This is a genomic window from Candidatus Nitrosopumilus sp. bin_68KS, from assembly GCF_054095825.1.
On the sequence record NZ_JBSWSP010000009.1, the window covers coordinates 198,311 to 211,799 of the forward strand.

The 13,489-nt window shown below is 33.2% G+C and carries 9 protein-coding genes; 3 read left to right on the forward strand and 6 right to left on the reverse strand.

What is annotated here, in order from left to right:
• The first annotated feature begins 6 nt into the window (after nucleotides 1–6).
• Entirely contained in the window at nucleotides 7–936 is a 930-nt protein-coding gene (locus ACW9W3_RS04445) for a hypothetical protein (protein WP_457764955.1), read from the forward strand.
• Nucleotides 937–938: 2 nt separating this feature from the next.
• A complete protein-coding gene (locus ACW9W3_RS04450; protein WP_457764956.1) occupies nucleotides 939–1,868 on the forward strand; it encodes a cation diffusion facilitator family transporter in 930 nt (309 codons plus the stop codon).
• A 50-nt stretch (nucleotides 1,869–1,918) separates the two neighbouring features.
• Here the strand turns inward: ACW9W3_RS04450 and ACW9W3_RS04455 are convergent, their stop codons facing one another.
• The 4 genes from ACW9W3_RS04455 to ACW9W3_RS04470 all read right to left on the reverse strand — a co-directional run bounded on the left by ACW9W3_RS04455 (nucleotide 1,919) and on the right by ACW9W3_RS04470 (nucleotide 7,133).
• The gene (locus tag ACW9W3_RS04455) at nucleotides 1,919–2,722 is read right to left on the reverse strand and encodes an ion transporter (protein WP_457764957.1); all 804 of its coding nucleotides are present in this window, start codon (nucleotides 2,720–2,722) and stop codon (nucleotides 1,919–1,921) included.
• Nucleotides 2,723–2,725: 3 nt separating this feature from the next.
• Complete coding sequence (gene corA / locus ACW9W3_RS04460; protein ID WP_457764958.1) at nucleotides 2,726–4,372, reverse strand: magnesium/cobalt transporter CorA; 1,647 nt, start codon at nucleotides 4,370–4,372, stop codon at nucleotides 2,726–2,728.
• An 84-nt stretch (nucleotides 4,373–4,456) separates the two neighbouring features.
• Nucleotides 4,457–5,767, reverse strand: a complete 1,311-nt coding sequence (locus ACW9W3_RS04465) for a hypothetical protein (protein ID WP_457764959.1) — start codon at nucleotides 5,765–5,767, stop codon at nucleotides 4,457–4,459.
• A gap of 61 nt (nucleotides 5,768–5,828) precedes the next feature.
• A complete protein-coding gene (locus tag ACW9W3_RS04470) occupies nucleotides 5,829–7,133 on the reverse strand; it encodes a hypothetical protein (RefSeq protein ID WP_457764960.1) in 1,305 nt (434 codons plus the stop codon).
• A 384-nt stretch (nucleotides 7,134–7,517) separates the two neighbouring features.
• On the opposite strand from ACW9W3_RS04470, the gene ACW9W3_RS04475 reads away from it, so the two are divergent.
• Entirely contained in the window at nucleotides 7,518–7,910 is a 393-nt protein-coding gene (locus ACW9W3_RS04475; protein ID WP_457764961.1) for a DUF6659 family protein, read from the forward strand.
• Nucleotides 7,911–7,968: 58 nt separating this feature from the next.
• Here the strand turns inward: ACW9W3_RS04475 and ACW9W3_RS04480 are convergent, their stop codons facing one another.
• Entirely contained in the window at nucleotides 7,969–13,071 is a 5,103-nt protein-coding gene (locus ACW9W3_RS04480; RefSeq protein ID WP_457764962.1) for a hypothetical protein, read from the reverse strand.
• 205 nt (nucleotides 13,072–13,276) lie between these two features.
• Nucleotides 13,277–13,432: a hypothetical protein gene (locus ACW9W3_RS04485; RefSeq protein ID WP_457764963.1), complete on the reverse strand. Its 156-nt coding sequence runs from the start codon at nucleotides 13,430–13,432 to the stop codon at nucleotides 13,277–13,279.
• Nucleotides 13,433–13,489: the final 57 nt, after the last annotated feature.

Consider the following 13,489-nt stretch of genomic DNA (forward strand, 5'->3'; position numbering starts at 1 on the left):
ATATGCTTGTTATTTTTTCTTCCTATCATACCACTAGTATTTGCTACGTCTGGTGAAAATCTTGTGGGAACACCAGGAGTCTGGGCAACAATTGGCGGAATTACAATTGATGATAGTCTAATCAATCCATTAAAAAATATTGAAAATATTACAAGTCAATTTGGTATCGAAGTATCATTTACAGAGTTAATTGCATACTCAATTGGAATGGTAATTTATGGATTTTTCATTTGGAATTTTTACAGGTTTATTGCAAGACGTGAAATGATTCCATTAGGTCTTAAAAAATATCAAACAGACGGTAAAAAAATCACATCAATTATTGCTTATGTTTTAAAATATGTCATAGTTTTTCCGCTAGTTGTTTTAGTTTGGTTTGTTGTTTATTCTACATTTTTGTTCTTTATGGCACCAGATATTCCAAAAGAACATGTATTTTTAATTGTCATATCACTTGTAGTTACAGTTAGAATTTCAGCATACTATAAAGAGGATCTTGCAAAAGATTTTGCAAAATTAATTCCATTTGCATTATTAGGTATCTTTCTTACAAGTAACATTTTCTTTACACCAAATGACATCATAGATAGAGCATATGCATTTATTCCATTTTTAGGCAATATTCTAGGATTTGTAATTTATGCAATTATAGTAGAAACAATTTTACGAATTTTATTTTTGGTGAAAAGAAAGATCATTCCTGCAGTAGAGGAAAAACTTGAGGAGAAAATTGAAGAACAGATTAATGAAAAAATCAAAGTACATGTAGAAAAAATAGAAGAAAAACATGAGAATCTTGAAAAGAAAATAGAGAAAGAAACAGATGAGATTGAAAAGAAAATAGAGAAAGAAACAGATGAGATTGAAAAGAAAATAGAGAAAGAAAAAAAGTCTGAGAAAGAAAATAATTCAGGTAAGGAGGAAAACAAGGAATAGTTTTGGCAGGAGGTTCTACTAAAGCAGTTTATGCTGCACTTTTTGGGAATTTAGGAATAGCGATTACAAAATTCATTGCTGCAGGCATGACTGGTAGTGCATCAATGTGGGCAGAATCATATCACTCCGGATCAGATACAGTAAACCAAATTCTCTTATTGTTAGGAATTAGGTTAAGTAAAAGGCCAGAAACAGATTTGCATCAATTTGGTTATGGGAAATCACAATTTTTTTGGTCATTTATTGTAGCTACTATGATATTTGGAATTTCAGGAATTTTGTCTTTAGAGCAAGGATTTTCATCATTATTAGGAGAAGGACATCATTTAGAAAATCCAATGATCAATTACATTGTATTAATCATAGCTTTTGGATTTGAAGCTAATGCATTAAGAATTGCAATCATTCATTTCAAAAAACCAATTAAGGGACGCGGAGATAAAGCTAATTTTTCAAATTTATGGAAAGAATTTAAAAATAGTAAAGACACATCTCTGTTAACAGTCATAGTTGAAGATACTGCGGCACTATTTGGAATTGCGATTGCAGTAGTTGGAATTTTACTAACCGACATTACAGGAAATTCCCAATTTGACGCTGTTAGTTCCATCATCATAGGAGTCCTACTGATGTCTTTTGCATTTTTCTTGGCAAAAGAAAACAGAGGATTGTTGTTAGGCGAATCAGTTTCAGAAGAACAAAAAAAAGATATTCTATCTCTAGTAAACAAAATACCCGAAGTACACAAAGTTGTCAACATGAAAACAATGCATCTTAGTCCCACAACTGTCATAGTTGGAATCGAAGTCAACCTAATTGATGGATTAGATACAGACAAAATAGAAACAATTACAGATGAAATAGAAAGTGAGATAATGAAGATCATTCCCAAATCAAAGAAAGATTATATTTTTGTAGAGATAGAACGTTAAGTCTTCAACAAACCACCCAGAACATATTTTCTAATGTCCAATTTTTAATTTCATGTATGGTGAATATCCTTTCCACAGTGTGGACAAGTGTTGCTTTTTTGTTCTCTTTTATTTCTCAATTCCTCGGTAAATGCAGATGCCATAATTCCAGTAGGTATAGCATATACGGCTATTCCAATAACTGCCACACCGGCTGCAATTAATTTACCTGGAACCGTGACAGGATAGACATCCCCATAACCAATTGTTGTAAGAGTGACTATTCCCCACCACATGGATGCAGGAATGCTAGAAAATACGTCAGGTTGGGCTTCATGTTCTGCATTATACATCAAACTAGATGCAAAAATTAATACGATAAAGAGAATGAAAAAGGCTACTGCCAAATCACCAGCTTTTGATTTGAATACAATTCCAAGTGTTTGCATAGGTTCAGAATATCTTGAAAGTTTGAATAATCGAAATAGTCTCAAGAGTCGGATTATTCTAATGAATCTAGTATCTGTGACAACAAATGGCAAGAAGAATGGCAATATGGCAGCTAAATCAACTAACATCATAGGTGAAATTAGCAGTCGGGCCAATCCAAATTTAGAATTATTGTATTTGGGATTTAATTTGAAAACAACTACCCTTCCTAAATATTCAGCAGTAAAAATTACGACAGAGAAAATTTCAAATGGTGTAAACAAATAACCATATTCATCTAAAACAGATTCTTCTGTTTCAACTATTACAACTAGGACGTTTACAGCAATTAAAGTGATGATAAAAATTTGAAAACTCTTTGTAATTTTGTCATTATTGGTCCCCTCTAAAATTTCATATACTCGTTGAAGTATTTTATTTGTCACGCCTTAGAGCCACTTCTTTCGTTTAAACCACAACAACATAAATCCAGTAATGATACCCATAGCAGTCAGCATTGCAAAATAACTATACTCCCATTGTAATTCTGGAACATAAACGAAATTGGTTCCATAAATACCAGCTATAAATGTAATAGGAATGAAAATAGCTGCAATGATAGTAAGTGTCTTCATTACTTCATTCATCCTGTTACTGACACTGGACAGATATGTGTCAAGCATACCACCAATAACATCTCGCAATCCCTCTATAGTATCAATAACTTGGATTACGTGATTGTATACATCACGCAAATAAGTTCTAGTGTTATCTGAAATGAGAATGGTGGAATCACGTCCTAGAAAATCTATTATTTCACGAGCTGGCCAGATTGATTTTCTTAAAGCAATCATTCTTCGCTTTAATGTTTGAATTGTCTGCATTGTATCAGCTGTAGGGTTTTTCATCAATTCTTCTTCTAATTCCTCTGTAATATCACCAATTTTTTCGATAACCAAAAAATAACTATCAATTATCGCATCAATGATTGCATATGCAAGATAATCACTTTTTTGAGTTCTGATAGTACCAGTTTTATTTCGAAGTCTTTTTCGAATTTGATCAAAGAAATCAGCCTCAATTTCTTGAAATGTTATAACATGATCTTTTGCAATAACTATTGATATTTGCTCTAATTGCAGCTTCCCGGTTTCATTAATGTAATGAGGCATCTTTAGCATTATCATGATATAATTATCTGCAACCTCAATTGAAGGTCTTAACTCAGTATTCATAATATTGGATTGATGTAGAGGATGGATTTCAAAACTATTTCCAAACGCTTCAATAATTTTTGGATCATGTATTCCGATAACATTTACCCATGAAACATTTGGTTTGTCCTTTGACTCTAAACAATCTTGAATATTTACATCAGTTTTTTCATTGATTGTTTTTTCATCGTACTCCATCATATCTATTCGAACATTCTCTACTTTTTGTTCTCCAACGTGAATTAATGCTCCAGGGCTTTGGCCAATAGTATCAGATAGTGAGGTTTTTTGAGTTTTGGTTTTGTTAAGTATCTGTGAAATTTTTGTAATATCTTGTAATCCAAGATCTTTTGTTATTTCTTTGACTTTTGATGTCTTACCTGCAACTCCAACAATTATGAATCCCGCAATTATTGAAAAAACAATACTAATTCCTAACGGAGTGAAATCTCCCACAACTGCAGCTTGATAGATTGCCTCTACATCGGTAGCCGTTCCTGCTTTTGCAAATAAACCGATTATTGAATCAAGTAAGAAAAACAAAAATGAAATTAGTGCACCAATTATTATTGCAGTTACTACAGTAATTTTTGGCGGAACCTCGATATTTTTTTCTCCTTTGTAGGGTGAAATATATTTTTTATAACGAATAATCATCAAAGCCATAACAGTGATGATAATTGTGGAAATTATCCACCATGTAACAAGCCAAGGCCCTTGTTGCGAGTCTATTTGTTCAACTCCAGAAATTAGATCCTGAATGTTACCCGTTAGAGGTAATGAAAGTAGTGATGTAGCTATTCCAATTACAATTTGATACAAAAAGGCAAAAGTAAAACCATAAACAAGACGATTAATTATAATCCCAATCTTATCTCTCAATTCCTACCCACCAATTTGATTAAAGATTTGTATATTCTAATTGGTGTTGGTTTATTTTTTATGACCTCTTTATTTTGATTAGAATCAAAGTCCCAACATCAAACCATTTAGTTTAATTCTAGATTCTAGCAATTCTTTTCGTAAATCACTGATTTCCAATGCCAGGTTTGTAACTTGTTCCTCACCTACAGAGTCTAGTTGTTTTGAAACCAAAATATTCAAACTAGTACGTTTTTCACCTAATTGGAGTTGTAATTCATCAATATGTTGTTCAAGTGCAGTAATTTGTTTTGAAATTCCTGAATTTTCACTAATCTTAGACATAATTGATTCTGAATCAAGTGCATTAATTCTTGTGATTCCTACTTGGCAAGACTCAGGAACAATTCTATTAATTAATTTTACATCAACAGACTCTGAATCAGAATTTATTGTGATTAATGGAACACGGATGCTATCTTTACCAGCACATGCTTCAAAGACCACATTATACCTCTTTACATCAGGATTTGTAGAATCAGATTTTACAATACTTTCAGTGACAGATACAAGATTAGTCATCATTCCAACAATTGGTTCACCTTTAAGGGATTTTGGAATGTCAATCTTAGACACCTCAGTATTTGGGGGGACTAATAATGCAATCATATATCTCCTTAATTGATCCTCAGAGTCCTTTAGTTCTTTTTTAAGTGATATTATACTGTTCAATGTTTCAGGAGTTACAGTTTCAGCAGTTTTTGGAATTGAGTTTTTAATTGTACTAATTTGAGATTTTATGTCAGCGATTTTTGTTTCAAGCCCAGTTATTGTTTCAGAAATTCCACCCTTGTTTAGCAAAGTTGCAGTAATTGAATCAGGATCTGCAGCTTTGATAATTACAGAGCTTATGTAACAAGAATTTGGTTCAATCATACTTCCAAGTTTTACATTTTTAGTTTCACTGTCAGATGTTACAAAAATTTCAGGTGCACGAATTATTTTAGAGTTTGAACAGGCTTCAAATACATACACATAACCAGTGACGCTCGTTGAGGTTCCTGCCTTTATGGATTTTGCAAACTGTTTAACTGTTGCAACTTTTTTAATTGTTCCAGCTGGTTCACCCTTTGTAACTTTCTTTGTTTTAATTTCATCTAGTTTTTGCTCTGTTAGTGTTTTAGCCCATCCCATTTGAGAAAGTTTTTCAGCAGATGCAGGTTTTACACAAGATACATTTCCAGAAGATGCTTTTGTAATCTTTACAAAGCCTTCAACACAAACTATTTGCTCTGCAGTAAAATTAAGTTTCATTTGTTGTTTTGGTGGAATAACATCCGCAAAAGATTGAGATGTTAGAGGACTTGAAAATAATATAACAACTAAAGAAAACACCAATAAACTAGTTAATTTCACAAAATGAGTTCTAATTTCATGTATATAAAGGCAATAATTTTTGAATTTAGCCCAAACTAAATCAATTCAAATCCCTTCTATCTATTCCCAAATATTGAAGAAATTTGTTAGCCTCAACAAGAGAGTGTTTTTTAATTTTCATACGATCGTCTTTGTTGATGGATTTTGATGCTAAATGGAGTATTTCATCCATCAAATGTATTCCCCCTTGAGCCCCTTTTCTAAGTCCTAATTGATACAAAAGAGGCAGATTGGAGATGTTAGAAGGCACTTTGAGGTTAATCTCAGGAACATTTGGGAATTTTTTATCAGGAAATTCAATGTCGACAAATTTGTCAACTACTTTTGCAAGAATTACATCAAGATTCTCACTTAAATTGCGTTCTAATTTTGTGTTCTTTTCTTTTCTTGCCATCATGATGATTCGTTTAATTTTCAAAATCGCTTGATTACTTTCTACAGAATCAAAATCCCTTGCTGAAAGATTCACACCAAAATCATTCATGAATGCTGAGATAATAAAAGACAGTGCTTCTTTTCTACAAGAAGGTTTGGTCGTTCCAAATGGACAGTTATCACAATTCGTAGTAAAGTATCTTATTCCACGTTGACCAAAACTGGATAAAATAATTTTTTCTTGTTCTCGTAATTTTGAAATTGTTCTCGATACAAGACCTTCATCAATTAGCAAGGCTTGAGAAATTTCTTGGTTAGAATAAGAGCCTTCATCAATCAATGCAAGAATTTCTTTTTCTAAGTCACCTGGAGAACGCCTAGATGGCTCTTCAATGGCATCTGCCAAATAATGAGATACAAGTTTATCCTCAGGTTGATGCTTAATTGTAAATAACACTCCATTAAATTCTGCATCCAAACCAGATAATGTTTCAGCCTTTAAAATTTTCTTTAAAATTTTTTGTAAATTTTTAATTTTAAATTCTTTTAAAAGACTAGTTAATCTGTCAGTTGAAATTTTAGGGTTGCCAGATACATATTGATGATATAATGCCCATCGTACCTTTCTTTCATCACTTCTTTCAATCAAACGTAACAAGCTGCAAAAGCCATCTATCTCATCCCATTTGACATCAGAGAGTTCGTCATCAGAATTTTTTATCATCAGGGTCTTGTCAAGATTCTTTAAGAATTCTTCAAATTGTTTTTTTGTTTGAGATTGTTGTTTTGTTTGCTTTATTTTGATGCTAGAATGTATTGCATCAAAAATACTATCTTTTGAAATTGATGGATCATCTCGAAATTGTTTTGTCTCATATTTTAGAAATTCAAAAAACTCCAAAGTCTTAGTGCGAATGGAATTGGGTGGAAATATTTTCAGGCCTAAAAGTGCAGGATTTGAAAGCCCCATACAGTCATAAAGTTAATTGACTATTTATGCGTACTAAATCAACTACATTACTAAATTTGATATGAGAGTAATTAGAATAGATTTATTCACATTAAATCAAAAATAGAGTTGTTTAATACGAAATTCAATGTAATAACGACATATCTATAAAGCAATTTTCAAATAATTATTTCTATGGATTAACAGTTAAAGTTAATTTTCTAGGAAATCAAGATAAAAAACTAGAGACATATCAATCTAAAGATTCATCTGGTATTCTTATTCAAAATGGCAGAGATAATCTAAAAAGGAGTCAATATGACAACTCGTAAAAAAAGGAAAAAACTCTTCGGCGGGGACGATTATGAATAATCCTAAAATTAGAGTATACAGAAACAAATCATTATGGCATTACTATCACCAAATGATATTAAAAAATTAGATAATGCATGTGAAAAATTATCCCATGAAGATAAAGTAAGACATGTTGGAGTCATAAATGAGCTTGGCAGATTAGTAGCAGGCGGATTCAAAAAAGGAAAATCACCACTCATTGAAGATGAAAAAATTTCAATGACATACATGCAGATGCAATTAGATTTTAAGATGAGAAAGGAACTAGATGATGTGTTAGGACCAATAGATTATATCGCATCAAGAAGAACAAAGCAATTGATTATTAGCGTACCAATAGGAGATAATTTAGTATTAATTTCAGCAGAACCAGATGCTGACGATAAAAAAATTATCAAAAAATCTGAAGAGTTGTTTGATGACATAACAATTACAACAATTTAAAATGACATGTGTATTATAACACGTGTCCTACAAACAAATGAAATTTGAATGTAATTATTTAATTTTCAATAATTACGATATCCAATTTAACTGGAGGGCTTAAAGCCATAGGATTAGCCAGGCTTTGCCAAACAAAAATTGTTGCAGTATATTTTCCTGAACTATCAGGTATCCAAGATACGGATGGAGAAAATGATTGTCCCTCTAGCAAAGTTCCAGTAATCCAAGATAGCGACTCCACAGAATTGGTAGCGTTATTTATCTGAACCAAATATGTAAAAGACTGTTTTGCAATATTTTTGTTTAAAATATTTGCAGTTATTTGGACTTGTTGATCAACAGAAATTTGATTCAACATGTTTCCAAAAGAATCAACAGTTCTAGGACTTGATATTGGTATACGCTCTAGAGGAGGAATGATTGGACCAACATAAGCAGTAGATGAAATCTTTAGATCATCTGCAGTAGAATAGGGTTTTGGTAAAGTATGATCTTCATATTTTGCAGTGACAGTATCTCCGTCAGATACTCTTAGTTTATTTCCAGAAGATTGATCTTTAGAGGTAAATATAACATTTCCTTCAAATATGCCAGTTGCAGGTCCAGTTTCAATTACTGTAAGATCAATTCCGCCAAGATCTGAATCAGACCACACATCAATTGTAAATGTATTTACTGTTTCAGGATTTAGATTCATGTCAGGATCAATGACGCGAATCACACCATTACCATTAGATGAAGTGACACCCTGAATCCATTCTACAGCACCAATATTCCATCTAATCAAAGCTGATGAAGTAGTTGTTTCTCTGTCATTGAATTTGAATGATACAGTTAGTCCATCATCATTTTTAGATTCTAAAAATCCATTTGTAGGACCGCCGTTACTTTTAGGCTCTGTTCTAGGCATTGTATCATAGCCATCAATATCACCAGTTCTAGGATTACCGTCAGCGTCGTGTTTGAATCCTGTTAGTATAACTTCACCTGTAAATATTCCAGTATCAGTTCCAGTCTCTACAAGTTTGTATTGTGAAAGTTTGTTTGATCTAGTAGATACTTTGATTTCATTTTTAGCATTTTGGCCAATTGGATCAATTTTATACTCATCAAAATTATGATCAGGGGCAATAATTGTAATGTAGACTTTTTCTGTCCAAGAATAAATTTTCTTATCTAGTGTGATTAATGATTGGAGATTTGAAGTATAGAATTGCAGTTCTACTTTTTGATCAGTTTTACCAACAAAGTCGGAGCCAGAAGTACCCCAATCAGTATATGTAATTTCAATTCGTTCATCGCGGTCTACGGGTTTGTTATTAATTTCTGATGGGATTTTAAGAATAGTTTGGAATATTCCAGTGGAATCACCAGTTTCACGTAAGCCGAAAGGCTGTGAGTCAAAAATCTTTCCATTTTTCGTTATTGTCCCTCCAAGATTACCCATTGTGATCCTAGCATCATCAGAATCCCATTCTAAAACATCAAGTGAATGGGTTTCAGCCTTTTTGGAATCAAAATTAAGATCTGGATCAATTAATGTAAGTATTACATCACGTCCAATAATGTATGATTGTTTATCAGACTGAAGTGAACCTATCCTTAAATCAAATGCTGCCGAACCAGTTACAGTTCTAGGAGAACCTGAGGCATCAGTTTGATCAGAGTATTCTACTGTTATTACGTCGCCTTTCAAAATACAGTAATTTCCAGTGGATGGGGAGGCGTCAAATCGGGAGAGAACGCCAGTTTTAGAATTATCTAATTTTGTAAATGTGGTTGTAGGGGGACATTTTGTGGAGGATGGACCATCACTATATCTTAGTGGCAATTTAAATTGAAATATTCCAGAGCTTGGAGTTGTTTCTAAAATAGGACCTAATTCTCTAGTAATTCCACTTTTTGTGTTCTTTCCAATTGTGATGACACCTTGTTTTACTTCTTCGCCACCAGCAGTAGCTAAAAGCAAGCTAGAGGATCCTCTATTTACCAAAACTTTGACAGGTCCATTTGACCCTACAATATTTTGTGAAATTACATCTTCTCCATTGGGTGAAAGATTATAGTCTGAATCATGAATTTGAACATAAAGAATTGTATCTTGAGGCCCCAATTCTTCTCCAGAATCAATTACTTTTAGATCACCATTTTTTGTAATTGCCGTTAGATGATATGGAAAGATAGAATACCCATCAGGTCTAGTCGATGAAGACTTTCCAGAATCAAAAAAATCTAAAACAGAACCTACTGGTACTGGGTAACTACTTCTATCTAGTTTTACAAGACCGCTTGTTGCACCAACTGTAGCACTGGCACTAGTAACTGCAGCTTGACTAGATTGTCCACGAAAATCATAATATCGTGCACCAATGTCAACTCCAGTTGTAGATTTTACGACACCGCCATCATTTCTTGAACAGTATTGAGATGAAATCTTAAAAGTTCCTACAAACTCCCCAGTCTTTTGTCCAGTTTCAACTAGAGTAAAACCAGTTGAAGATAATCCATCACTTCCAGAAATTACAGAACATGACTTTCCATTAGATGATACTGTAGATTTTAACCAACGCTCATCATCAAATGTTATTTCCAACAGTCTTCCAAATGGTTCATTATTCATAATTCCTAAATTTGGTAATCCTATAGTATCAGATGCTACATCATTGGGGAATTTGGAAGGATCCACCACAGTATAGATATCAACAAGATCCGAATCCACATTAAGATCCTTGTCAAGTAACGTCACGCCAACTGTGTCACCAGGCTTGAATGTCTTAATGGACAAAACTACAATACCCATATGGGAAAGTACGTCTTGTTGGTCTGAAATTGCAGTTTGTACTCCGTCAGATCCTAAATCATTGAAATTAATTCTTGGAGAATCATTGCCTTTTAATTCATCAATCACAAGAAAGATAGGTTCATCATCGATTGGAATAATTTTTTCATATGTAGCAGAATTAAAAATGTTCAATTGGTTTAGCATAATATATTCCAGACTTCCTCTAAATTTTCCAGAATCTTTTGTTAATTCCTCCATTTCTACACGTACAATTTGATTTGCTATTCGTTGTTGTTTTGTAAGACCATCATTTAGAATTCCATATGAAAAGAAATCAGCAACAATAGGTCTAGTTTCCATACCAATGTTTTGAATTGGAGTAAAAGCAAACATCAAACCAATAGACTCATTTCCGGTGTAAGTTTGAGAAAACAAATTTGAATGCAAAGTTTGGGGATTGGAAACTTGTTGTGTAGAATTAAGATTAATTAAATTTTGAAGTCTAGTATCAGATACAATCTTTATTGCAGATAAATTATTTATGGGATTTCCAGTAGAATCAAGTATATCAGAAGATACTTCATTTACTAACAAGTAAACATCCACATTCGTTATGGTGTTATTTAAAGAACGGATATCATAGTTAAACATGTTTAATCCCTTGAATTTTTTTGCAGGATCAAACGGATTGTTAATTGAACCATAAAGCTCTTTGATTGGAACTTTAAGATCAATTACTAATGCATTTGCATTAGTTGACGTGGTAGGATCAATTCGTGCCCTATCACTAAATTTTTCAACGGATGTAGTTGTGGTTGTTCCCAAAATAGATGATGATAAAGTAAACTTGTTAGATACTGGAGTAAGTGTAAATCCAGAAAGAAAAGACGATTTGATTTTAGTAGTATCACCAACACCGCTCTCACCCAAAGTAAATGGATCACCAGTACTCAAAGCAGGTATTGCCTTGTATGCAGGGTTAAACAGATCAAGATCTTCTTTTTCAAGATTGTTTTTGTTTGAATCAGAATCAACTAGAATTACAGGCATCTCTTCACCAGAATTCCATTCAGCTCCTTTCAATGTTTCATCAAGAGATATTGTACCTTTACCAAATCCGATTAACAGAGTTACGGGTTTTTTGTTGTATTCTATAGTGGCAGATGTTCCTCTCTGGGCATTTTGAGTCGTGATCAGGACAGAATCATTGTTTGGATCATATGTTGTAAAAATTCCGCTATTAGGATTTGTTTCAGTTATTGTCACGGGCTGTTTACCTGCTCCAATTGAACCAGCTGATGTTGAAACAAGAGAGATTTCAATTTCCCCATCACCATTTGTTGCAGAATTATCATTATCTCTTATTGTAATTACATTTGATTGCCCTTGTGTACTAGGATTAATTTTTAAAATACCATTATCTTTGAACATCATAGAACTGAGATAAGGTACCAAGTCAACAGCACCTGCTGTCCCATCAGAATCAAGTTTGCCTGACTCCTCATAAAGTAAATAATATGTTGAAGGATTTGATGAAGTTCCAAATGACCATGAATCTTCATCAGTAGGATCTATATTCAGAGTTAGATCAGTTATTTTGAGATTAACATCAGATGATCTAGGATAGGTTGATCGGTCCAATTCATGTTTGACTAGTTTTTCTGCAGTATCAAATGTAAGCGTAGTCTGTTGTGGTCCACCACCTCTATTGTATTGGATTACTACATTCCCTCCTTTTGAAAAATCATATAGTTGAATAAAAGGCCAAAGATCTTGAGAGGCCAAACCAATTTGTCCAACTTTGACTATACTATTACCAGCATTCATTGCCTTTGGCTGTCTTACAACATTATTCACATTTTTTGAGAATGGTGAAGACAAAGAACAATCCTGTGTGATTGGATTAGGAGGATTGGCTCCATTTTCACCTCCAATACCTGAACCGCTTACAGGTATTGCAATTCCTTCTGTGTCAGATACAGAAACACCAAGAACAGAAGTATTTCTAGAACAAAATGTTCCAAAATCAAGTCCTTTTCCTGTCAAACCAACTGTACTATCTGCAATTTGAGCTTGTCTTCTATCAGAAAAATAACCATACCAATTACCATCAGTAGCCTGGATCATCCGTAGGTCTTTTCCATTAATTGTAACGTCCGGCTCTCCTAATCCCTTTCCAGTATCACCGATATTTTGATCACGTACAACAACCTCGATTACTTGTGGTCCTGCCATCCTATTCTGTGATAACGGGTTTGAAGCTGAAACATAGAGGTTGGAAGTTTGTGCTTCAACATTAGAAAAACTAGCAATAGACATACTTCCAGTAATTATTAAAATAGAAAGAAAGATTGAACAAATTTTTTTATATTGTTTCATTATGAAATTATGCCCACATATCTAGTTAAACGTATGGCATGAATCATAGTAAAAAGTTGAAGCATGTTGTGCAGTAAAGATTGGATAGATTACCATACTGCAATCCACCACTTTATTCACTTAAAATCTTCCAAGATAGCAGTATTGAATTTAATGGAATTATCTTTTTTCAAATTCTTGGAAATAGTAAATATTATTTCTCGGATCAACTATAATCATCCTCAATGAATATCCACGATAGTCCCATCACATCCATTGCAGTAGTGTTTTGTAGTGATAGTATTTCAGGTCGAATTTTTTCTCTTTCTTTTACTGGTGTTTCTACCAGACTAGTTCTAGGCTCAGATTGCCTTGTTTTCAAAGTTAGACTTTGCATTATGACTAGTTTAAGAATGGTTATTATTTGACTATGCCCAAC